Below are 21,579 nucleotides of genomic sequence, written 5' to 3' on the forward strand. Positions count from 1 at the left end.
GCCTCATAATCATTCATGACAGGCATTTTGCTTTCTCAACTCTTCGCTTATGGTCTGCTTAATTTTTTCATCATCCAACGGCTTTGCAAGATGTGCGTTCATTCCTGCTTCCATACACCTTTCGGCATCTTCCCTGAATGCATTTGCAGTCATAGCAATGATAGGGATTGTTTTTGCATCTTTCCGTTCCAGGTCTCTTATTGTTCTTGCAGCAGTAAGACCATCCATCACCGGCATCATAACATCCATTAAAATAACATCGTATGTTCCCGGTTCGGAAGCTTCAAAATGCCGAACAGCTTCTAACCCATTGTTCACTGTTTCTACTTTAGCTCCATTTTCCGTCAGCATAAATTCTGCTATTTCCACATTCAGCTCATTATCGTCAACCAGCAATACCCGGATATCTGATATATCTGCATCAAAATCTTCTTTTTCTTCTGGCCGTGCATTCGTATCAATTTTAAATGGAAGTATTACAGTAAAACAGCTTCCTTCACCAAGCTTGCTTTCAACAGTTATGGTTCCGCCCATCTTTTCTACAAGTTGTTTCACAATAGGCATTCCCAGACCTGTCCCATTATAATCAGAACGTGGGGAATTATCTGCCTGTACAAATGGAGTAAACAATTCATTTTTTATAAATTCTTCTGACATTCCAATTCCATTATCTTTTATTTTAAATTCACATGTTATGTGATCTTCTGATCTTTCAATCGTTCTCATACTCATGTAAATAAAACCATTCACCTTATTGTACTTCATACTGTTTGTAAACAGATTCATCAATATTTTTTTCAGATGAACTGCATTGCTCCAAACATATATACCACTGTAATCATCATGTTCTCCTATAACATGAAGTCCTTTTTCTTCTGCCTGAAAAGATAGTGACTCCGTGATTTCCTGACATACCTGATCCAGATTGATGGATTCATCACCAAAAACCACTGTATCTGATTCTAACTTTGCCATATCTAAAACATCATTTATCAATGATAGTAGCAGCTTCGATGACTCATGTATTTTATTCATGCAATCCTTTGCCCTCTCAGCATCATTTCCGCTTTTCTCAAGAATCGTAAGCATGCCAATAATACCATTGATCGGTGTTCTGATATCATGAGACATATTATTTAAAAAGGAGGTCTTAGCCTTATTGGCACTCTGTGCTTCTACAAGTGCATTTTGTAATTCCTGCTGTTTTTCTTCAAGCTCCTGATTCAGCTTCAATGCCTGCTCAGCAGACTTCTTGGATTTTTCTTCCGCACGTTTTGATTTTTTCAAAGAATCAAGAATTATACACAGGACAACAAAAATAGAGATTCCAACTATGAGTGAGACAGCCAGTAAATTGTCCTGAATAAAATCCTTCGCTGTAACTTTTCGTGAGGAAGCATTATACGAAACTACTGCACCTGAAAATTGAGTTGTAGGCATAGATGTCAGTGTTTTATTCAGAATGGACAAAAGAACCGGTTCTCCCTGCTGAACAGCAAATGAAACATCATCTTCTTTTGTCAGGAAAACGCTATGAAGCTTATTATTTTTCAAATAGTCTGAAACAGTACCTGAATTGCTTACAATACAATCTGCCTCCCCTTTCTGCATTGCTTTTACTGCTGCATCTGATGTCTCATATTCCATAACCTCCCATTGTGGATAATTGTATGAAAGATATGCTTTCAATACAAAATTATCTTTTTCAACAGCAACTATATTCTCTTTATTCTCATCAAAAGAATCCTTTGCCGTAATTGCTGCCATATTGAGAGTCAACAGCGTATCCGACAAATCAAATCCATTTGTTTCCGCAAAGTATGGATTCTGGTTTGCGTGAAAAATCAGGTCTATTTTTCCATCCTGCAATGCCTGAAGCAGTTCACTTCTTGTATCATATCCATTTAATTCAAATTCCAGAGTCTGACCTTGCAGACAATTTTCTGCAAGATCCACATAATCTGTGATAACACCTGTCAATTTACCTGTTGATGAATCTACACTACTGATACCTCCATCCTGATTCAGATACCCTATCCTGATTGCTCCATGCTGCCCGATCCACTCCCTTTCTTCTTTTGAAAGAAACGAGCTGCTCTGTGCAGAAAGATAACGCCTGTAGAGATCATCAGTGTAAAATGGATTGTCATCCTTGATTCTGCGCATAGCACTATCCAGTGATTCTTTGATATCCGGACGTTCTGGATTTATAGCGAAATAGATTTCTGTCTCTCCAATACTTGTAAGCGGTGAAATATCCGATTCTTCCCAACGGGGGTCTTCTTGCGAAACGAAGCAGTCAATTTCATGGTTCGACAGTTTGTCCATAATTTCTGTGTTTGTAGAAACATTGATATGCTTCGTATGCAGACCATATTTTGATTCCCATTCATTAAGCACATCCTCCACTATATTATCTTTAAACACACCAATATTTTTTCCCTCAAAAGAATCCAAATTTCCTGCTGTAAGATCCATATTGGATGCATCCGTATAGATGTAATATTTCTCTTCCCCCATAGGCATATCGGAAAAAAGCATTTTTTCAGCACGTTCGTCTGTATAGGAAATACCACCAAGAATGTCAATCTCTCCATTTTCCAACTGTGTAAAGCAGTTTTTCCAATCGCTTGTTATGTATTTATATGTCCATCCTGCATAACCTGCAATATCTTGAAGATACTCATAACCATAGCCGCTTCTTTCTCCCTTTTCATTGACGGTATTATAAGTTTCTTCAAAAGATCCTACCCGGATAACATTGTCAGAGTTTTCTTTGGCAAATGTAGGAACGGATAAAACAATAAAACATATAATTGTGCAAAATATAATGTAACAAAATTTGAAATTCATTATATTCTGTACTAATTTGCACTTCTTCATCTTTCTCCCACCCTCCAGGCTACAGTCGCTTGCTTGCTTCCAGATTTTAATTTTATATTCATTAACGTTCAATACCTCCACAACATTTTTATAAATATCTTTGCGACAGCTTCTGCTGTACTTTTACTATAATTATACTCTACAGCCAACTTGCGCCAATTTACTAACAGAGTAATTACATTCTTTTACTCTTTATTATATAAGTGAACTACCCATTGTCTAAAGCCAATGGGCTTCCTGCTTCGCAGACCTCGTAACCTACTATCTCCACAGGCGTTAATTCGGACAGTCCCTGTCCTATATTCTTATTCCTTTTATGCTATTTGTCTTAATCCTTCTTCCAGTATATTCTTTGCATAACTGTTTATTTTTATACATATTAGCATCTGCATCATCCAATAACATCTGCATTGTACACGACATATTATCGGAGGATAATGCCCATCCGCATGCATAGTCGATTGGTATTTGATTTTCATAACTATTTAATCTATCCTATAAATGAGCAAATTTGAAAAATTGCACAAAACTACACTGCGAATTTCATAAATGAATCAAAATCATTGCTTTCCTTTGCGCATTGAAAAAGATAACGATACTTTTCCAGCTGAATGGTATCACAGATTTCGTGATATCCAGTTTCAAACGAACAGAACCTACCAGTACCCACTGCACACATGAAATGTGCCAGTGACATAAGTAGCCAGTACCTTTTGATTCCCTGTGCAGAGCGTATCTGATAGCTGTCCAGTGCCAGTTTATCCTTACACTGGCGGAAAAATACTTCAATCGGCCATCGACACACATACCAGGAAAGAATCTCCTGTGTAGACAGGGCTGCGTTTGTACTGATGAAAGCACGCAATGCTTTGGGATTACCAAATGCTTTTTCCGGATAACTCAAAAGAACTACCGCATTTTCTATGCCGTTGAGGTTTCCCTCGTACCGGTACACATAATAGTTTCGTTTTTTGACTGTCACAAGGTCAAATTCACGATGTGTAACAGACAATTCGGCGGCCAGTTCACGAAGTTTCTTTTTCATTCCCGATGGATACAGCAAACGGTTTGTTTTCAAAGCACCGATGGTATGGAACCCTCTCTGTGCAAAGGTATTGATTATCTTTTCAGAAACATACCAGCAGTCGCAAAGAAAATAGGACATTACCGGTGGAACAGGCAGCTCCTTTGCAATGCTTTGTACAATGTCAATCTTGGAAATTGACTTATTGTACATTACAAAAGCATAGTTCAGAACAATGCCATTGCAGGAAAGCATAACAGCAACTGCCTGATGCCCGTAATCCGGTTTTCCCTTTAAATGGGATTGGTGAAAATACGCATCTTCAATCGGATGTAAAGCCTGTGACGAAGGCTTTGTCTTTGAAGCAATCGTATCGTCCACAATACAGAGAACAGGTTTTCCGGTGCGTGCTGCTTCTGAATAAATAATCTCAATGACAGAGCATTTTAACGTATCTGAAAGTAAGGAATCATCCCATTTTCCGGAATTGAGGAAATGGGCAATCGTAGTTCTGTGGCAGGAACTGTTTTTAGCAAAGTCCGTGGTTTTTCCATGATATCCTGAAATGAAAATACTGATTAGGATACTCATAAGATGGTTTATTACTCGGTTCGAATAAAATTTGCATAAGTTTAATTTTTTAAACTGGTTGTATATGAATGAGGAATGATGTATAGTATTTGCGAGAGACACCTTCTTTCGTAAATGTTGCAAATGTTTGTTTTGGCACTTTCATTATACAACACATGGAATCGAGGTGTCTTTCTTTTATGCAAAATCACGAACTTGCTCATTTATAGATCTATCTTTTTCTCTGTACAAAACTTTTAATATTTCCTTAATTTCCGCCTCATTTGTATGATAAATGACTGCTATAAACTCATCTCCGCCATATCTTCCAACAAAATCCTTTTCTGGAATAACACTTCGCAAAAGCTTTGAGAAATTCATTATTAACTGATCTCCTGCGGAATGTCCCATTGTATCATTTACAGTTTTTAGATTATTTAAATCAAACATTATGCATGCTGTAGAACCTGTAATTATATCTTTTTTATTAAGAAGCTCATTACAGGCATTTTTATTTGGCAGCCCAGTATGGGCATCTATGAATGCTTTCTGTTCCAGCAATCTGTTTTGCATTGCCATCTGCATTGCCTTTAGAGTCTGCATAATAACCAATATCACCAGAATCAACATATCAAGTGCCGACAAAAGCTCTATAGTACGAATCTTTGTAGCGATCTTTTCTGAATAGCTTTCTGCGGCAGAGACAGTTTCATCTGCCATCGCAAAATATATTTCACTCATATTAACAATGTCTGTATTTTCGTATCCCTTGTTTCTTACTGCTTCAATTTCTGTTTTCAATTTATCCCAGTAATCACTCTGGATTTTCAATTTCTCCTGATATTCTTCGTCACTGAGTTTTACCAGATTATAATGTCCATCCTGATATCTCAATCCAAGAAGAATGTCATCCAAATATTTAATTAATTCATCATTTTGGTTTCCTGTAATTTCTAATTTTACTTCGCGCTGTGTAGCTCCACGTACCAGACCTGCATAATTTATTACGCGTGCTGTCCCCTGCAGCCTGCTAATCTGAATCATCATACAAATAATAAGAACCACTAATATCAATATAAGGAAACTCTGTATAATACCTATTATATTTTTATTTTTCTTGCTTGTCTGCATTTCACCATTTCACCATTTATCCCGAATCTCAAATAACATTCATTTCAATAACTATGCTATTCATTTATTTTCTCCCTATATTAGGGACAAATATCTTTAATAGTATTTTTCATCTTTTCAATATCCAGAGGTTTTGCCAAATGAGTGTTCATACCCACGGCAATACACTTTTCAGCATCTTCCTGGAATGCATTATCAAAATAAGATGGAACATATGTAAATCCTTTGTTGTCTGCAAAATCCGCAAACTCTTCATTCCGGGTGTTTCTGTTCAAAAGCGCCACACGTTTTCCTTTCATCTTCTGTTGATAAATCATTCCTCAAAAAAAGCACTGTCAGACAGACAGTGCACCTCATTTCATGCAACTGGCTGCCATTTTACAGGCCCTGTAGCTTTGCGACCCAGACTTTCATCTGGTTTGCCAATTTCCATATTATACCTTTAATACTTATGCAAAAAAACTGGTTTTATTATATTATAGCACTCTACTGTACACAAGAAAAGCATTACCGTTTTAAAGTTCAAAAATAAAAAAAGAACAGCCGATACATATACTCGAACTGTTCTTCTACTTCTGAAGTCCACGCAGCATTGACATCACTGTTTCCTTCCAGACTGCAAAAACTCTGCAAATACGGCAGTACATGATTCTGCATATCCGTCAGATCTTCCATATACTTCTGATATTCTTCATTGCCTTTTCCTTGCTGATAGCTGATCCAGCTTTCATCCGTCAGCTTCATTTCATTCTGCATCTTTAACTGACTGATGATACCACCGTTTTATATCTTTTAGTGTCACCAATGAGAAAATTGTACCCTAGCAACTTATCTTCGCGAAAAACAAAATAGAATTGCGGACCTGAACCCGGAACCGATTTTTCCATAACCCGTTGCATTATTTTCACCCCGCCGTATGCGGGAAAAAAACCTATTTTCTCAAGAGCGTTTAAAATATCAGTTTTTTTATCTGTAGGTATATCTCTATAATTGATGATTCGCTCCATTTACCTTGCCCTCCTTAATTTTCGGTTTTTGTTCTATTTGCCCCCGATAAACTTTATAACAGTCCTTCTGCTTTTGCCCGAATCGCATAAAACTCTTGGAATGTATCTGGTTCTTCCATTATAGTTTCTTTCATAATTCTTAATCTCCGTTTACCAACTCGTCTATCCAATACAGCAAATATTTTTACGATTAAATTTTCACTTTTAAGACTCGCTTCAATATCTTGATTATCAAACTCTGCAAACGCATTATAAAAACAACGTTGGTCAAAAATACCCAATTTTATAGCTGTATCGTCCATATACGCATTTTCTACTTTCATGCGTTTCTCGTATTTTTCGTCTTGAGGAAACATGTCTGCTTTCGCCCAATTGTTCCAATAGCATCCCTTGATGATTTCTTTTCCATCATATCTTATCGCCGCCCGTCCCTCATGGTCGTGACTCCTGCTATATGATGTTGCATAATACTGAATATGACCTTGCAGACTTTGAGCCAGATATTCCGTTTCCAACTTTTTCCTTATACCACTCCATGTTGCCATTCATTGTTCTCCTCAAATCCCGATTTTCTCAATTCTCCAAATTTGAATTAATCGATTTCTTTATTATCTAATCTGTTAGTAATCTATCCAACAGCATCTGCCTATTATTTATAAACATTTCTGTTACCTGGTAACTCTCTGTATCCTCATATTCGCACAGATGTATGCGTCCATTATCAAAACAATAGATATCTGCATCTGGTATTCCTAACAAAATTGGCGAATGCGTAACTATAATAAACTGTGCTCCCTCTTTTGCACATCTGTATATTTGCATCAACAATGTAAGCTGTCTCTGCGGCGATAATGCAGCTTCCGGCTCGTCAAAAAGATACAAGCCATTTGGATTCATATTATTCTGTGCTAATGCGAGAAAACTCTCTCCATGTGATTTTTCATGATATTTAGCGGAAGGATGTGTAATATCTGCATATTCTTCTTCCTGCGTTGCAACATTATAAAAGCTTTCTGCCCTAAGAAAATATCCCCACTTTTCCTTCCGATAGCCTTTGGCAATTCTTATCGCATCACACAACTCTGAATGTGTATCATGGGTAGAAAAAACATAATTCTTCGTTCCACCCTCAGGATTAAAACCATGTGCTACGGCAAGTGCTTCCAATAAAGTTGATTTACCGCTGCCATTTTCCCCTACAAAAAAAGTAATTGGTTTGTTAAAATCAAGTTTTTCAACTCCCTTAAAAGCCCTGATTCCCTTCAGATAACTATCCTTATCAATTTTATCCCAATCAAATATTACTCCTTGTATGAATTGATCATTCACCTAATCACCTCCTTGTAAAAAACACTTTCTAATCCCCATCTTCTTGCCCTTTAGACAAGAAGCATTCTTCACCTTCAGTTCGGTCAATCCCTATTTTCTCAATTCTGCAAACTTGAATTTGTATTTCTGTTTGTTTTAAAAATGGGCAAAATTTCTTTTACATAGCTTAATTGCGGTCTATTTAGCTTGTTTCTTGACTACTCAGGAAAAATATTTCTACCCTCGCCCCACCTGTATTTTCAGAATTTGAAAGTTTAATACCTCCACCATATTTTTCAGCCACAGTTTTTGCAAAAAATAGTCCCATCCCATAATGGGCTTCGCCATTTCTACTTGTGTCATCCATAAAAAACTGCTCTGTGCCATGCAATAATGCTTCTTTTGTAAATCCTGATCCGCTATCCTCCACAATGAATGTCAGCCGGCCATCCTGCTCCTTTGCGTCAATATAAATGATTCCATTTTCTTTTGTATGCTCCACTGCATTCTGAATCACATTCATTACGGCCCGGAACATTGGATCATAAGCAATCGTTACCTTTTTATCACTTTGTCCCGCCTTCCAATCTATTTTCTGGTGATAGATTTCTACCAGTCCGAGTGCCTGTTCCTTTATATCTGCGAAAAAATCTTCTAACCTCACCGTTGTATAGGTAACATCACTGCAATTCCATGATTTTGTGACATCTATCAACTGTTTTACATAACTTTGTATCTGTGTTGTGCCGTTCAAAACATAAGTGATATTATTCTTCTGTTCTGTGGTCAGTTCAGTCTCTGAAAGTAGTTCTGCATTTCCCCGTACAATCGTAAGAGGTGTTTTAATATCATGCGCCAAAGCAGACATCTGTTGTTTCTTTTCCTGCTCTGTTTTCCACTGCTTTTCTAAAGATTCTCGCAATGCATCTCGCATATCATCGATTGCCGATAAACAATCATCAAACTCTTTGATACCGGAACAGGATGTCTCATATTCCAGATTTTGATCCTTTATTTGTCCGATTGCATCTAATACAGGCTGCATCTGCTTTTTGATTCTTTTTCCAAAACGTATGGACGGAATGATGATAATCGCTACCGCTCCAATCACTGACATAATACTCATCACATTCTGTGGTTCTATAAAATGCTCCCTCAAAAAAGCTGAATGATATTGAGGTGTCAGGCGATATTGCAATACAGCATATTCATTTTCCCTTACAATTACTTTATAAAAATATTTCCCGGATGCGTTTCCGTACTTTGCAACATTCCATGCTATCTGTTCGTATTGTTCTGACAGATCTCCACCTATTTTCTCTCCATTCTCTGAAAAGATTATATAATCACAAAGTGCAGGAATCATCTCAGCAGTTACTTTATCCGCACGTAAAATCGTATCATATGCTTCATTAATCTTTTGCTCTGCATAATTCGCCGGATAGATACAGCCCACACTAATCAAAAGGGACAGCAGCAGCCAAGCAACAATCACCAAACCTACTAATGATCCAAGCATGACCAGTACATATCTCATAAAAATCCAGCTGAGTGCATTGCTTCTCTTTACTCTTCCCATTTATATCCAATCCCCCAGACTGTTTTTATCGGTGTATAATCATAATCCGCAAATTTTGCTCTTATATTTTTGATATGCGTGATTATAGTACTGTCATTACTCTCATTGTCAAAGCCAAAGACCGCTTCCAATATCTGTTCCTTCGAGAAAACCTGTCCTCTGTTTTTAGCCAAAAATTCACAGATTTCGTACTCCGCTTTCGTAAGAGGAAGTTCCTTATCATCAACCAATAGTTTCTTTTGAGATATTTGAATACAGACCCTTCCCAAAACCATCCGGACAGAATGTTCCCTGTGCTCTCTTCTAAGATGTGCATTGATCCTTGCCCGAAGTTCCATCACTCCAAATGGCTTTGAAATATAATCATCTGCTCCTAAAGAAAGTCCGTTTACCAGACTGTTTTCCTCCGTTTTTGCCGTAAGAAACAAAATCGGACAATCCACAAGTGCCCTGATTCTTTTGCATAATTCAAAGCCGTCCATTCCAGGCATCATAATGTCCAGTAAAATCAGGTCATAACGATGTAATTCTTCCATATTAATTTTTAGTGGATTACTTACTTTGGTAACCAGATGTCCATCCTTATTCAAAATGCTTTCTATCATTTCCAAAATTGCCGGTTCATCATCAACTGCCAGTATTTTTGCCATAGTTTCCCTCGATTCTATTCCGATATTCTGTTTCCTTCCCAGTGGTTTACCCACCAAAAATAGTATACCATACTAATCCCTGTAAATATTAAGCAACCTGGTATGAATGACAACCATTCACCTACACTAGTTTCTCCCAATACAGATTGCAGATAAGTATATGGTACTCTACCCGTCCAGCAGACAAATACATATTTCCACACATAATCTCCAAGTCCGGTAAGCATCAATGCACTAATTAGTCCTGATATAATCCCTGCTCCAATGGATACCCCTTTTCCAAACTGAAAAGCCAGAATCAGCTGCCACAGATAAAGTGGAACACTGCTTCCCCACAGCAGCAATGCTGCAAATATACATCCTTTCATGATTTCGATATCGCTTGATGCGATTCTTCCAAATCCAATTCCGAATATGATTGCTGTCAATAGGATAGAGCACAGACACAAAACCAGTAGCATCAACAGTTTCGATAAAAATGCTGTAAGTTTATCTGGTAAAGACAACAGGTTTTGAAAATTACCTGCATTTTGTTCTTGTTCCATCACACTTGCTGTAAAAATTCCAATAAGTACCGGAAGTCCTGCTCCTATTGCCTGATAAAATGCAATCACTTTCATATTTTCATTCCATGGTGAAAAAAAGTAATATATTAAAAATATAACGCTGGTTATAATCGGAATCAGTAAGTGTGCCAGAATCACAGATGTTCCTTTCATCTTTCGCAAGTCTGCATTAAGAGATCTTCCAATCATCTTATTTCACCTCTCTTCTCTCAAACCATTTCAAAAACAGAACCGTTACAAAAACAAACCAGATGATTGAGAGACACATTCCCGGAACAATGACTCCCGTATCCAAAAGAGGATTCCCTGCTTCTGCGGCAAGTCCATTTGGTAAAACATGAAGCAACGGGCACATCATTCGCATAGGGATTGCAGAAACAAGTACATACCAGATTCTGGTTTGTGATATTACCACACCGCTGACGGTAATAAATAGGCAGACGAACAGGTTTACAATCATTCCAAATCGTTCACTTAAAAATAAAGCTACCGGAATCTCCCATAACTCAGAAACCGTCAGAAACAATACTGCAATCAACGCTCCTCCAACTGGAACATGTGTCGTTAGAAGAAAGCCTCCAAGCGTTGCTCCTGCAAACACAATCACATTAGAAAACAAAATCATGTACCCAATATAAATAATTTTCCCCAGCAACAATTTTCTTCTGTCTGTGGGAATAGTCATTAAATGATAGTATTTTATCTTTTTCTCCTGCGCCACAGAAAGATAACAAAATAGCGCAATCATCCCCGGCAGCAAAAGTGTATACCACCAGTTCCAAACACTTTCTGCATAAGCATTTGTCATCCCAAGAGTAAATATAAATGCCATGACAAATGTAAGAAGAGGAAATCCCCAGATAAACTTTTTTCGCATGGTTCTTTTGGCTTTTTGATGTTCTGCTTTTATAATATTAACCATGGATTTCACCTGCTTTCTGGTTTTTTCTTACCACATTCATAAACAAATCTTCAAGATTATCTCCCTGCTTTAATGCTCCTTCGTATCCTAAGATTCCACCTGAAATAATCCCGACTTTATCTGCAAGTAACTGTACCTCTGAGAGAATATGACTGGAGAGAATTACAGTGATTCCCTGTTCCGGAAAAGACCGGATCAGCTCTCGTAATTCCTCGATGCCTATTGGATCTAATCCATTCGTAGGTTCATCCAATATCAAAAGTTCCGGTTCTCCAAGCAATGCCATTGCAATGCCTAGTCTTTGCTTCATCCCCAAAGAAAACTGTCCTGCTTTCTTCTTTCCGGTGTTTGTAAGTGATACAATCTGCAAGACCTCATCAATTCTGTTTTCATCTGTACCAAGCAATAATTGTCTTACCTTCAAATTCTCTCTGGCGGAAAGATTTTCATAAATAGGCGGATTTTCAATTAACGCTCCTATTTTTGATAAATCTTTCCTATCCAAAAGTTTTCCATCAAAGTAAATCTTTCCTGCAGTTGGTTTCATCATACCGGTCAGCATTTTCAATGTGGTAGATTTACCAGCGCCATTCGGTCCAAGCAGTCCATAAATCTGTCCCTTTTCGATATTAAGTGAAACATTATTTACCGCTTTCTGTTTTCTAAAATATTTACATAGATTTTGTGTCTGTAACATTATTTCCATCTTTACTATCCTTCCTTCTATATTTCATTTCTTACTGAAATATAACCTAACAGAAAAAAATAAAGATTTGATGAAGATTTATTCCCGTATGGAATAAACCATCAATTGAATATCATTATCAGAACTCGGCTTTCCACTGAAATCAGCAAAGCTGTTACAAATACGAAGTCCTAATTTACAGAATATCTCCGTGATTTCATCCAAACTATATAACCTTATAGGATTTCCTTCTTTCATTTCAGGCTTATAAAGTGCTTCTCCATACATATAGTCTACCTGCCCATATATCAGCGTTTTTCTATCCTTCTCCCATTCAAAAGCAGATAATGTAAGTCCCTTTTCTCCTGCATCCCATAACTTGCAAGGGAAATGTGTTTGGGCATAGCTTCCATTCATGATATCCATAAAGTGCTTTGTGTACTTCTGCTAAACTGTTGTTCATAGCCAAACCTCAACCTCCTTGTGCTTAGAGTATATGAAGTTTTGGCTTTATCTTGTAGTTTGCGAATATCCGTATAAATAGAAAAAACCCTTTGAGAAAAGGATTTCTCCTCTCTCAAAGGGCAAGTTGACAAACTTGAAGTTAGCGATTTCTTTTTCCGGTATTCTCTGTCCCACGGATTTCCTCATGATAGAAATAATCTACGATCACCGGATGTCCCTGCGGGACTCTGCCATAAGGCATTTCATTATCCACAAAGGCACAATCATACTTCTTAGCCATTTTCTCAGCTTTTACTTCAAGTGCTTCAAAGTAGCTGCGGTTATGCTTGTTATAGATCTCGTCGTAAAGTGGTACAAGATCAGGATATTTTCCGGCGATATAATCCATAATTGTCTTTTTGAAACCGCCTCGAAGATTGAGATTTTCGAGCCAGAACAGATCGCACTGATCCTTTACCCGCTCAAAGATTGCTTCAAAATCCGTGATACCGGGGAATACCGGGGATACGAAACAGACTGTACGGATACCTGCTTCATATACCAGCTTCATAGCAGAGATACGGCGCTCAATGCTCGAAGCAGAGTCCATATCGTTCTTGAAATTTTCATCTAGTGTGTTGATCGACCATGAAACGGTTACACGTCCAAGCTTCTTCAGCAGATCAATATCCCGTACCACAAGATCTGACTTTGTGCAGATCAGAATATCTGCGTCACTGCCGATCAGCTGCTCCAGAAGTTTTCTGGTATTCCCGAATTGCTTCTCCTGTGGATTGTAGCCATCTGTCACAGAACCGATGACCACCCGCTGTCCGGCATATTTCTTCGGATTTTTAATTTCCGGCCAATGCTTCACATCAAGGAAAGTGCCCCATTCCTCCTTGTGCCCGGTAAAGCGCTTCATAAAAGAAGCATAGCAATACTTGCAGGCATGTGTACAGCCCACATAGGGATTGACCGAGTAACCGCCTACCGGCAGACTAGACTTAGTCATGATGTTCTTTGTTTCCACCTCACGAATGAGGATTCCATTTATTACTTCTTCCATGATTTCTGTACCTCTAACACTTTATTAAATTCTTCCGGCATTTCCTGAATCATATTTTCATCCCCTATGATAGGGACAAGGTCTTCCTTCATAAACACCGGAATGCCGAGCTTATGTGCCTGGTTCGTCAGAGACCATGCCCATTCCGGCTCCGTATGAATCTTCCTGCTCTGAGCTCCGGTCATGGTGCCCACAACGATCCAATTGATTCCGGAAAGGTCAACTGTGCCGGGATCGTCGAATAACGGCTCAAAGGTAACATGGTAATGTTTTGCTCTAACGTTTTTCCGAAGGGCGTCGATACGCCACAGTTCTGCTTTCCTCGTCACCGTAATGCCAAACCATGCGTTTTCCAGATCGGTATCAAAATCCAGCAAATCAGGTCGCTTGGTAAGGAACAGGAACTGATGCTGTGGATTTTCACGGATCTTTGCAAATACCTCATCTCTCCATTCCGGCTTCCATCCGGAGAGATCGCTCATCCCAGTAAGAAGAAAGTTCTGCGGACGTTTCTTTTCCATCATCTTGAGCTTACCCGGAAAGAATTCAGGGTCAGCGAAGTCATCAATCATATGCCAGCGTTTCACGTTGTTGTGGGCATAGCAATATGCACACCCCACTGTGCAGCCAATGACGATATTCATGTTCTGAATCTGATCTTTGATACAAATACTCATGACTTCTGCCACTCCTCAAGATTCTTTCTGATGCGGTCGAGGCATTCCTCAAACCGGGTAATTTCTTCCTCTGAAAAACCTTTGTAGTAAATACTGCCCATCTCATCAGATACAGAATCGTACTCGCCCTTTAAGGCATGTGCTTTCTCAGTCAGAAACAGGAGTGTTTTCCTTTTGTCCGTTTTAGACTGAACACGGCTTATCAGCCCTTGATTTTCCATTCTTTCCAGCATCGTAGTAAGAGATGTTATCGCTAATCCGCATTTAGTCGAGAGTGACCTGATTGAGATACCATCCTCCTGCCACAGCACATAAAGAATACGTCCCTGGGCTCCATTAAACGCATCAATATTCTTTTCACTGAGAATCTTCTCGAAAATCCGGTCTCCAAGCTGTTTTATTTTGGTGACAAGAAATCCTCCATTCATTTCCATACAAAAGCTCCTATATAGTAGTTTATCAAAAACATACTATATAGGAGCTTTATTGTCAAGAGTTTATATGTCTTAATAGGTAAATTCCGTTTTTTTCAATTCTCCAAACTGAAATTTGTCGCTTTAATACCCGTGGTCAACATGTTCCCAATTCCCACTGTCATTCCTAATTAGAATCCATTTCCAATCATCATATGTTGAATCCGGATTAAGCGAACCATCCCCGCCTGATGAGTCTACATCGAAAGATGATAATATTACGATTGCTTCATCCGCGTCATATTGTTCAGCCCATTCATCAAATTCATCGGCGTATGTATCTCCGGGATAGGACAGTTTTGTCAGTGTGCAGCCGTCAAATTCGTTGCCGAAATAGTCTTTTACTGTTTGGAAAGCCGCCTCAATATCACTGTCTGAATATATTTCCGATGGTTTCCAATCAGGAATTTGAACATTGTCAATATTCCCACCACTATTCTTTCCACTACAGCCGGCAAGAACAAAAATCATTATCAAAGCTGTCAGAAAACAGAATAAAGTTTTCCTATTCATTTTTCGATACCTCCTACGAATTCAAATTTTCATCCCTACAGACTGAAATTTATTTTTTCCTTGTGGTTATACGAAGTAACAAGCATCCTATCAAAAATCCAACGAGAGTCCCACAAGTATTCATAATCACATCATCTAACTGTGCAAACCTTCCAATAAATGTTTGCAAAAATTCTATACCAATCGAAAATACTGCTCCAAGTATAACGCCATTCCACCAATGCTTGTGGATATTCTTAAAAATAAATACTGGCAAAAATCCATATGGAATGAATAGACATATATTCAAAATAGTTGCCGCATTAAATCCATCCTCAAATAATTTAAAACTAATATAACTATCAAGTGGTGAGGATATTCCAAAACTACCACCAATAATTCCTGTAATTTTTAATATTGATACAACTATTAGAATCCATAAGAATTGACATAACCAATTTAAAATCTTAACTTCAATTTTCTTCTTCTGGATAAATTCAATACCCACTTCGATAATCATAACACCTGCAAAAATAATAAGTGCCATTGGAAATAATCTCACTAATATCCATATTCCAGTCCATATTTCCATTGTAATATAACTCACTATCATTCCTCCATAACTTCAAATTTGTCGTTTTCTTTTATCCCCATTATAACTGTTCTCCATAACCACTGCAATGAAAACCTAATCGGTGATTTACATTTCTCTCTCTTCTAAAAATGGGCAATCCCATTAAGGACTGCCCATTCATTCTGCTTATTATGCGATTTTTTCTTGCTTGCACCGATTTCTGCATCAAATGATGTAAGTTTGATGTAAATCGCTGTTTTTTCAGTTTTTTATCAAATGAAGTACGTTCCGTTTATTTGGTAAAACGGTACATCTTTACATCATCTTAATAGAGCTTTGCACCTGCCGGAATGTGGTCATCAACCATCAGAAGATGAAGCTTTTCTTCGCCTTCTTCTTCGTGAATAGCACTGAGGAGCATACCGCAAGAGTCAATGCCCATCATAGCTCTCGGTGGAAGATTTGTGATAGCGATAAGAGTCTTTCCAACCAGTTCTTCCGGCTCGTAATAAGCGTGAATACCGCTTAAAATGGTTCTGTCTGTGCCTGTTCCGTCATCAAGAGTGAACTGTAACAGTTTCTTTGACTTCGGTACTGCAACACACTCTTTAACCTTTACTGCACGGAAATCTGACTTGCTGAATGTATCAAAGTCTACCATTTCCTCAAACAAAGGCTCAATCTTTACCTTAGAAAAATCAATCTTTTCAGGCTCTGCTTTCACTTCTTCAGTAGCCTTAGATTTTACATCATTTTTCTTATTTACATCATTCAGGGTCTTCATTGTCGGGAATTTTTTTGATTTTTCTTCATTACCCTTCGTGATGCTTCGCTGTGCTATTTCTATTAAATTGTCTTCTCTTCATCACCATTCATGATGAATCATTGTCAAATCATATCTGTTGTCAATTTGATGTCATTTGGTTCTTTCTGTTGTCAGATGAAAGGGTTCATAAGCCCTTCTTAAAATACATCCATTGTTGCAGCCAAATGTTCAAATGTTTCCTGTTTTTTCTCCTCTGTCGCTTCTGCATAGATATCCATAGTGGTCTGAATATCCTTATGCCCCATGATCGACTGGATTATTTTCAGGTTGGTTTCTCTTTCACAAAGCCTTGTGCAAAATGTGTGTCTCAAGCTGTGCGCTGAAAAATCCGGCAACAGCACCGGCTCCCGATGCTCTTTTTTTGCCTCTATTTCTTCTGTTGCATTATAAGCAGATGAGATTCTCTTGATTGCCCGATTGACTGACTGGGCATTCATTATATTTCCATAACGGTTACAGAAAACAAAGCCTGTCATTCCGTCAATCTCTGCATCTGTCCAGCCATTTTCTTTCTGCTCTTCCCAGATCATTTCAAAAGCATCTTTCACTGTATCCAACATGGGAATCGTACGCATTCCGGCTTCTGTTTTCGGCGTCGAAATGTGATTTTCCGATGCCCGGTCTTCTCCTACCGGATAATACGTCAGATTATGATTGATGCTGATAATCCGCTTCTCGTAATCAATGTCTTCCCATCGAAGCCCTAAAACTTCTCCAATCCGGCACCCGGTTCCAAGAAAAATCGTAAAAATCGGCCACCAGTGAAAATAAATCGGATGCGTAGCAATATATTCCATAAATGCTCTCTGCTGTGGAATTGTCAGTGCATGTCTCACACCGGTTTTCATACCCAAATTTTTCTTTAATTCTGCCATGACTCCATCCGTAGGATTTTTTCTGATAATGTCATCCCTTACAGCCAGTTGAAAAGTTGGATGCAATAACGTATGAATGGTTTCCAATGTGTTAATCTTCAGTTCCTGCTTCTTGGTCAAATGATTATAGAACTGCACCACATCAGAATACTTAATCTCTGCTATATTCCGCTTTCCAAATGTGTCCCGGATAAATCGGTCATACATATAAAGATAATTACTCCTGGTCGTTGGTTTCAGATTGTTTTTGAGACTCATGTAGCGGTCAAATACAAAATTTACTGTAGCCTTTCCGGCAACATAAATATCCAGACCGTCCATCTGATCTTTCATAAGCTGTGCTTCTTTTTCCCGAAGCGTTACAAGGTCTTGTGCATAAACATACTTACGTCTTCCAAGGGGATCTGTATAAGTATATACATACCTCTCATCGGAACGTCTCTGTGATTCACCTTTCCGCAAGACTCTGCCTCGCAGATCTTTTCTTGTCTGTGCCATATAAAATCCTCCTTCAAATACAAATAAAGGAAGGACTTCATGTTATTCAGGTCTGTTCAAAATTCTTTCCAGTCCCTGCAGGACAACTTCTGTCACAGTCATTTTGTGTTTCCTGGCATAATCACAGATACACTTATACATAGAATCTTCCACCCGGATACTCAATACTTTCTTTTTTACATTTTCCGACTTTGGTCTTCCTATTTTCGCCATATCTGTTCTTATTCCTCCACATCCACATTATAATTTTCGTATGACAAGAAGTCAATCCCTATTTTTCGTCCTTCCATGATTTTTTTCTGTTCCCTACGCAATCCGAAATGTCTCCAGATATTTTTCAAAAATCTCACAGTTTACAAGAGCAACCTTGTCAATCTTATACACTGCTTTGGCTTCTTTCGCCAGCTCCTGGAATTTCGTCAGCCCAATGCTGTAAAGCTCTGCCCCTTCCTGATAACGGACGAATTTCTTTGCTATTTTCTTTGTTTTCTCTACATCTTTACGTGCATATCCCATACACGGCACCTCCTTTTTTTGCATGAAAAAAGCAGCTAACCTATTTTTCATAGACTAACTGCTCGTGTTTTTGTTCCATATTCAATTATATTTTACAAATCCGACAGTGAAATTCGATCGTATGCGCCATTTTTCTTATCTTCCGGATGTGGCTCCAATCCAATAATCGTAATATCCTTCTGATCCGGACCGTAAACCCAATACATTCTCATTGCACCACTAGTTTTATTTTCCAGATAAGATTGCCACACTTTCATTCCGTAACGTCTGGATAATGGTTCTATTTCATGGGTTTGAAGACTCGGATAACCTGGATCAGCCGACAACAGCTTTAAAGCCTTTCCCCATTTTTTATACAACTGTTCTTCCTTCTTTTTTATATTACCGGAACGATATTTCTCCTGCAGATCTAACCAAAGTTCCTGCATTTCAGGAATTCCCATTCGTATATTAAAGTTCATTCTTTGTTCCTTTTAAAAATCTGACAGGTCAATAGCCGGGGAAACATCGCCTCTTTTAAAGTTACTTACTGCACGATCCATATCTGCCAGAGTTCTGGCTGAAATGCTCTCTGGCACTGCCAGTTCCCGAGGTTCCAGAATAATGCAGCCATTTCCGTATTCTTTTACATTATAATACTGATAAGCAGCTCCTCTGAGGGTAATCCTTTTTTTATTGTCCAGATGGGCAACATAATCTTTCATTGCTTCCATTATCAACACCTCCTACGCAAGCATTTGTGTGGGAATTCCCACCTCTTGTTATTATAATACGCTTTTCTATATTTTCTGTCAATCCAATTTTATTTATTCCTGTACACTTTAGAATATTCATTCCCCGGCAGACGGCAGGCGGCAGATAAGGTATCTATAAAAATCGGTACTTACTCCAATAATTCTGCCACCATCATTCTTTTAATCGAATACTATTTTCCTGTTTTTCATTTACCCGATATTCCAGCTCATTCTTCATCCGACTTCTCACATCACGCATTGTTCGCCCGGATATTCCCTGCTCCTTTGCCTTTTCGTCTAATTCTCTGATTGAAATTTCTTTTTTATCAGCAAGCAGTTCCCTGATCAGCTTTGCCCCTCGCTCCAGCTTTGTTTCTGTTGCTTTTCCTTCTTTTCCATCTAACAATTCATCTGTGGAAATCTCATAGGCTCCTACCCATCGAAAGCCTTCTTCGTCTCCCAGTTTAAACGCCATTGTTTCCCCTGGTGGTACAAGAGAACTTTTTTCATGAATCAATACCCTCGTGGTTGGATCTTTTCTTACCTTCCCGATGAAAATTAAACTTCGCACTGCTGCCATAATATCAATAGAGCCAAGTCCCCGATACGTGCTCTGCGTCCCGGAAGATTTATTCAGATGTCCGATCAGCACAATGGCACATCCAGTCTTCTCGGCAATCATTCCCAGTTTTCGGAACACCGGACGTACTTCATTTGCCCGGTTCATATCCACATCTGCTCCAATAAATGCCTGTACTGGATCAATGATTACAAGCCTCACATGATTCTGTCTGACTGCCTTTTCAATTCGATCATCAGATAGGGTTAATGCTTCTTCCGTATCATCAATTACCATAATCCTGCTTAGATCTGCACCTGCTTCTATCAGTCTTGGCTTGATAGTGTCACCCATACCGTCCTCTGCTGTCTGATAAATTACATTGAACGGTTCAATATCTTCCATATTCGGAAACAATTTTCTGTTGGTACAGGCTGCTGTCAGCATCATAGCAAAATAAGTTTTTCCTTCTCCCGGATTTCCTTGAATGATTGTCAGTTTTCCAAATGGAATATAAGGAAACCACAGCCATTCCACACTGGTCTGTTCAATGTCTTCATAACACAACATCGGCACCAGCTCTTCTGTTTCTGGTACTTTGATTGTGATTGTTTCTGCAATTGCTTTCTTTCTGTCAGCGTTTTTATCACAGAGAATTTCGTTCCAGTCTTTTCGTGATGGTTTCAGACGAATTACACTGTATCCTTCTGAGATTTCTCCTGCCAGTTTCTCACAAGCCTCATTCCCTGCCTGGTCATTATCCAGGCACAGGAAAATAGAAGTAATCTGAGGGCGTTCAGAAAGAAAAGTCATCAGTGCCACACTGGAGACGCCACCCAGACTCAGGTAACTGCGTTTCTTCCAGTCTTTTGGAAATAACTGGATAAAAGAAAGCAGGTCAATGGCTGCTTCAAACACAAATAACTGATTATCCGTTCCTCTGTGGCAAAATCCAAAAGCTTTATCAGAACCGGCTACATCTCCACGATATTTCATTTCACCGGTTCCACGGCAATGTGCATATCTCGGAATACCATCTGCATCTCTGCCGACAAATATAACATTATGATGCTCCTTTTCTTCATAAATATCACCTCTGTCAATCCAATCTTCCACCAGTGTTTTCTCAATCTCTCTTTTTTCTGTCAGATACTTCATGATTTTTTCATTATCCTCATTTTTCTCCGGTAATCGGAAGTCTTTAGACGGGGCGGGGCAGGACTTCTGCCTGCCTTCGCCTTCTTCCCCAATCAGAATTTTCACTGCTTCCGGAAATGTTGCATAATAAAATTCCATCACAAAGTCTACCGGATAACCGCCCTTACTCTGACTATGCCGATACCATCGGTTTCCGGATATCGTTACACTGTCATGCTTTTTCCAACGGTATTCTCTGCCACTTTTCATCAACTGTTCCCCTTGTGCGTTCAGAAAAGACACAAGATTGGTCTGGTTTGCTCTTGCAATCTGTTCTTCTGTATACTGCATTTTCATCATCCTTTCCTGTCTGTCCTGCT

At 38.7% G+C, this 21,579-nt stretch carries 25 protein-coding genes, 1 pseudogene and 1 riboswitch; all 26 genes and pseudogenes read right to left on the reverse strand.

The genetic code is table 11. From position 1 onward, the window contains the following. Positions 1 to 9 precede the first annotated feature (9 nt). Positions 10 to 2,853: a response regulator gene (locus ACIRUQ_RS11155; RefSeq protein ID WP_242853604.1), complete on the reverse strand. Its 2,844-nt coding sequence runs from the start codon at positions 2,851 to 2,853 to the stop codon at positions 10 to 12. 559 nt (positions 2,854 to 3,412) lie between these two features. Continuing rightward, positions 3,413 to 4,498 carry a transposase gene (locus tag ACIRUQ_RS11160; protein ID WP_055290736.1) on the reverse strand — a complete coding sequence of 362 codons (1,086 nt, stop codon included), beginning with the start codon at positions 4,496 to 4,498 and terminating at the stop codon, positions 3,413 to 3,415. Positions 4,499 to 4,675: 177 nt separating this feature from the next. Then, positions 4,676 to 5,608 carry a GGDEF domain-containing protein gene (locus tag ACIRUQ_RS11165; RefSeq protein ID WP_242853636.1) on the reverse strand — a complete coding sequence of 311 codons (933 nt, stop codon included), beginning with the start codon at positions 5,606 to 5,608 and terminating at the stop codon, positions 4,676 to 4,678. 80 nt (positions 5,609 to 5,688) lie between these two features. Further along, the gene (locus tag ACIRUQ_RS11170) at positions 5,689 to 5,907 is read right to left on the reverse strand and encodes a hypothetical protein (protein WP_156331010.1); all 219 of its coding nucleotides are present in this window, start codon (positions 5,905 to 5,907) and stop codon (positions 5,689 to 5,691) included. A gap of 59 nt (positions 5,908 to 5,966) precedes the next feature. Then, a riboswitch (cyclic di-GMP riboswitch) is annotated at positions 5,967 to 6,042 on the reverse strand. A gap of 88 nt (positions 6,043 to 6,130) precedes the next feature. Further along, positions 6,131 to 6,364: a hypothetical protein gene (locus ACIRUQ_RS11175; protein ID WP_055291175.1), complete on the reverse strand. Its 234-nt coding sequence runs from the start codon at positions 6,362 to 6,364 to the stop codon at positions 6,131 to 6,133. 26 nt (positions 6,365 to 6,390) lie between these two features. Continuing rightward, positions 6,391 to 6,615: pseudogene (locus tag ACIRUQ_RS11180) on the reverse strand (hypothetical protein); the annotation flags it as partial. A 53-nt stretch (positions 6,616 to 6,668) separates the two neighbouring features. Beyond that, entirely contained in the window at positions 6,669 to 7,160 is a 492-nt protein-coding gene (locus tag ACIRUQ_RS11185; RefSeq protein ID WP_005334878.1) for a hypothetical protein, read from the reverse strand. A 67-nt stretch (positions 7,161 to 7,227) separates the two neighbouring features. After that, positions 7,228 to 7,944, reverse strand: coding sequence for an AAA family ATPase (locus tag ACIRUQ_RS11190; RefSeq protein ID WP_006856526.1), 717 nt, complete (start codon positions 7,942 to 7,944; stop codon positions 7,228 to 7,230). Between the two features lie 181 nt (positions 7,945 to 8,125). Beyond that, entirely contained in the window at positions 8,126 to 9,502 is a 1,377-nt protein-coding gene (locus ACIRUQ_RS11195; RefSeq protein ID WP_055291177.1) for a sensor histidine kinase KdpD, read from the reverse strand. Further along, positions 9,490 to 10,152, reverse strand: a complete 663-nt coding sequence (locus ACIRUQ_RS11200) for a response regulator transcription factor (RefSeq protein ID WP_005609473.1) — start codon at positions 10,150 to 10,152, stop codon at positions 9,490 to 9,492. The genes ACIRUQ_RS11195 and ACIRUQ_RS11200 overlap by 13 nt, the downstream gene beginning before the upstream one ends. A 14-nt stretch (positions 10,153 to 10,166) precedes the next feature. Next, positions 10,167 to 10,907 (reverse strand): lantibiotic immunity ABC transporter MutG family permease subunit, encoded by a 741-nt coding sequence (locus tag ACIRUQ_RS11205; protein WP_021737750.1) that lies wholly within the window; start codon positions 10,905 to 10,907, stop codon positions 10,167 to 10,169. Position 10,908: 1 nt separating this feature from the next. Continuing rightward, a complete protein-coding gene (locus ACIRUQ_RS11210) occupies positions 10,909 to 11,640 on the reverse strand; it encodes a lantibiotic immunity ABC transporter MutE/EpiE family permease subunit (RefSeq protein ID WP_004853398.1) in 732 nt (243 codons plus the stop codon). Then, positions 11,633 to 12,346 (reverse strand): lantibiotic protection ABC transporter ATP-binding protein, encoded by a 714-nt coding sequence (locus tag ACIRUQ_RS11215; RefSeq protein WP_055291180.1) that lies wholly within the window; start codon positions 12,344 to 12,346, stop codon positions 11,633 to 11,635. Before ACIRUQ_RS11215 ends, ACIRUQ_RS11210 begins: the two co-directional genes overlap by 8 nt. A gap of 78 nt (positions 12,347 to 12,424) precedes the next feature. Next, entirely contained in the window at positions 12,425 to 12,742 is a 318-nt protein-coding gene (locus ACIRUQ_RS11220) for a hypothetical protein (protein ID WP_243144186.1), read from the reverse strand. 187 nt (positions 12,743 to 12,929) lie between these two features. After that, positions 12,930 to 13,838 carry a radical SAM mobile pair protein B gene (locus tag ACIRUQ_RS11225; protein WP_021737747.1) on the reverse strand — a complete coding sequence of 303 codons (909 nt, stop codon included), beginning with the start codon at positions 13,836 to 13,838 and terminating at the stop codon, positions 12,930 to 12,932. Continuing rightward, positions 13,826 to 14,515, reverse strand: coding sequence for a radical SAM mobile pair protein A (locus tag ACIRUQ_RS11230; protein ID WP_021737746.1), 690 nt, complete (start codon positions 14,513 to 14,515; stop codon positions 13,826 to 13,828). Before ACIRUQ_RS11230 ends, ACIRUQ_RS11225 begins: the two co-directional genes overlap by 13 nt. After that, positions 14,512 to 14,949: a radical SAM mobile pair system MarR family transcriptional regulator gene (locus ACIRUQ_RS11235; RefSeq protein WP_015567822.1), complete on the reverse strand. Its 438-nt coding sequence runs from the start codon at positions 14,947 to 14,949 to the stop codon at positions 14,512 to 14,514. The genes ACIRUQ_RS11230 and ACIRUQ_RS11235 overlap by 4 nt, the downstream gene beginning before the upstream one ends. A gap of 123 nt (positions 14,950 to 15,072) precedes the next feature. Beyond that, positions 15,073 to 15,501, reverse strand: a complete 429-nt coding sequence (locus tag ACIRUQ_RS11240; protein WP_055291182.1) for a hypothetical protein — start codon at positions 15,499 to 15,501, stop codon at positions 15,073 to 15,075. 49 nt (positions 15,502 to 15,550) lie between these two features. After that, positions 15,551 to 16,087 carry a VanZ family protein gene (locus tag ACIRUQ_RS11245; RefSeq protein ID WP_049946793.1) on the reverse strand — a complete coding sequence of 179 codons (537 nt, stop codon included), beginning with the start codon at positions 16,085 to 16,087 and terminating at the stop codon, positions 15,551 to 15,553. Between the two features lie 292 nt (positions 16,088 to 16,379). Next, positions 16,380 to 16,838: a hypothetical protein gene (locus tag ACIRUQ_RS11250; protein ID WP_046408724.1), complete on the reverse strand. Its 459-nt coding sequence runs from the start codon at positions 16,836 to 16,838 to the stop codon at positions 16,380 to 16,382. Between the two features lie 179 nt (positions 16,839 to 17,017). After that, positions 17,018 to 18,253, reverse strand: coding sequence for a tyrosine-type recombinase/integrase (locus tag ACIRUQ_RS11255; RefSeq protein ID WP_055291184.1), 1,236 nt, complete (start codon positions 18,251 to 18,253; stop codon positions 17,018 to 17,020). A 42-nt stretch (positions 18,254 to 18,295) separates the two neighbouring features. After that, positions 18,296 to 18,466: a hypothetical protein gene (locus ACIRUQ_RS11260; protein ID WP_172679917.1), complete on the reverse strand. Its 171-nt coding sequence runs from the start codon at positions 18,464 to 18,466 to the stop codon at positions 18,296 to 18,298. A gap of 93 nt (positions 18,467 to 18,559) precedes the next feature. Continuing rightward, complete coding sequence (locus ACIRUQ_RS11265; RefSeq protein ID WP_005609464.1) at positions 18,560 to 18,769, reverse strand: DUF6462 family protein; 210 nt, start codon at positions 18,767 to 18,769, stop codon at positions 18,560 to 18,562. Between the two features lie 92 nt (positions 18,770 to 18,861). Beyond that, on the reverse strand, positions 18,862 to 19,212 hold the full coding sequence (locus tag ACIRUQ_RS11270) for a hypothetical protein (protein WP_242853638.1): 351 nt from the start codon (positions 19,210 to 19,212) through the stop codon (positions 18,862 to 18,864). A 30-nt stretch (positions 19,213 to 19,242) separates the two neighbouring features. Continuing rightward, a complete protein-coding gene (locus ACIRUQ_RS11275) occupies positions 19,243 to 19,482 on the reverse strand; it encodes a hypothetical protein (RefSeq protein ID WP_005609451.1) in 240 nt (79 codons plus the stop codon). A 193-nt stretch (positions 19,483 to 19,675) separates the two neighbouring features. Further along, positions 19,676 to 21,550: an AAA family ATPase gene (locus ACIRUQ_RS11280; protein ID WP_055291206.1), complete on the reverse strand. Its 1,875-nt coding sequence runs from the start codon at positions 21,548 to 21,550 to the stop codon at positions 19,676 to 19,678. Between the last annotated feature and the right edge of the window lie 29 nt (positions 21,551 to 21,579).

This window comes from Eubacterium ramulus (assembly GCF_045002895.1).
Lineage (GTDB): Bacteria > Bacillota > Clostridia > Lachnospirales > Lachnospiraceae > Eubacterium_I > Eubacterium_I ramulus.

Coding starts and splice junctions, on each gene's coding strand:
- ACIRUQ_RS11155 (WP_242853604.1), bottom strand. CDS start 2,853: ATGAATTTCAAATTTTGTTACATTATATTTTGCACAATTATATGTTTT.
- ACIRUQ_RS11160 (WP_055290736.1), bottom strand. CDS start 4,498: ATGAGTATCCTAATCAGTATTTTCATTTCAGGATATCATGGAAAAACC.
- ACIRUQ_RS11165 (WP_242853636.1), bottom strand. CDS start 5,608: ATGCAGACAAGCAAGAAAAATAAAAATATAATAGGTATTATACAGAGT.
- ACIRUQ_RS11170 (WP_156331010.1), bottom strand. CDS start 5,907: ATGAAAGGAAAACGTGTGGCGCTTTTGAACAGAAACACCCGGAATGAA.
- ACIRUQ_RS11175 (WP_055291175.1), bottom strand. CDS start 6,364: ATGCAGAATGAAATGAAGCTGACGGATGAAAGCTGGATCAGCTATCAG.
- ACIRUQ_RS11185 (WP_005334878.1), bottom strand. CDS start 7,160: ATGGCAACATGGAGTGGTATAAGGAAAAAGTTGGAAACGGAATATCTG.
- ACIRUQ_RS11195 (WP_055291177.1), bottom strand. CDS start 9,502: ATGGGAAGAGTAAAGAGAAGCAATGCACTCAGCTGGATTTTTATGAGA.
- ACIRUQ_RS11200 (WP_005609473.1), bottom strand. CDS start 10,152: ATGGCAAAAATACTGGCAGTTGATGATGAACCGGCAATTTTGGAAATG.
- ACIRUQ_RS11205 (WP_021737750.1), bottom strand. CDS start 10,907: ATGATTGGAAGATCTCTTAATGCAGACTTGCGAAAGATGAAAGGAACA.
- ACIRUQ_RS11210 (WP_004853398.1), bottom strand. CDS start 11,640: ATGGTTAATATTATAAAAGCAGAACATCAAAAAGCCAAAAGAACCATG.
- ACIRUQ_RS11215 (WP_055291180.1), bottom strand. CDS start 12,346: ATGGAAATAATGTTACAGACACAAAATCTATGTAAATATTTTAGAAAA.
- ACIRUQ_RS11220 (WP_243144186.1), bottom strand. CDS start 12,742: ATGAATGGAAGCTATGCCCAAACACATTTCCCTTGCAAGTTATGGGAT.
- ACIRUQ_RS11225 (WP_021737747.1), bottom strand. CDS start 13,838: ATGGAAGAAGTAATAAATGGAATCCTCATTCGTGAGGTGGAAACAAAG.
- ACIRUQ_RS11230 (WP_021737746.1), bottom strand. CDS start 14,515: ATGAGTATTTGTATCAAAGATCAGATTCAGAACATGAATATCGTCATT.
- ACIRUQ_RS11235 (WP_015567822.1), bottom strand. CDS start 14,949: ATGGAAATGAATGGAGGATTTCTTGTCACCAAAATAAAACAGCTTGGA.
- ACIRUQ_RS11240 (WP_055291182.1), bottom strand. CDS start 15,501: ATGAATAGGAAAACTTTATTCTGTTTTCTGACAGCTTTGATAATGATT.
- ACIRUQ_RS11250 (WP_046408724.1), bottom strand. CDS start 16,838: ATGAAGACCCTGAATGATGTAAATAAGAAAAATGATGTAAAATCTAAG.
- ACIRUQ_RS11255 (WP_055291184.1), bottom strand. CDS start 18,253: ATGGCACAGACAAGAAAAGATCTGCGAGGCAGAGTCTTGCGGAAAGGT.
- ACIRUQ_RS11260 (WP_172679917.1), bottom strand. CDS start 18,466: ATGGCGAAAATAGGAAGACCAAAGTCGGAAAATGTAAAAAAGAAAGTA.
- ACIRUQ_RS11265 (WP_005609464.1), bottom strand. CDS start 18,769: ATGGGATATGCACGTAAAGATGTAGAGAAAACAAAGAAAATAGCAAAG.
- ACIRUQ_RS11270 (WP_242853638.1), bottom strand. CDS start 19,212: ATGGGAATTCCTGAAATGCAGGAACTTTGGTTAGATCTGCAGGAGAAA.
- ACIRUQ_RS11275 (WP_005609451.1), bottom strand. CDS start 19,482: ATGGAAGCAATGAAAGATTATGTTGCCCATCTGGACAATAAAAAAAGG.
- ACIRUQ_RS11280 (WP_055291206.1), bottom strand. CDS start 21,550: ATGCAGTATACAGAAGAACAGATTGCAAGAGCAAACCAGACCAATCTT.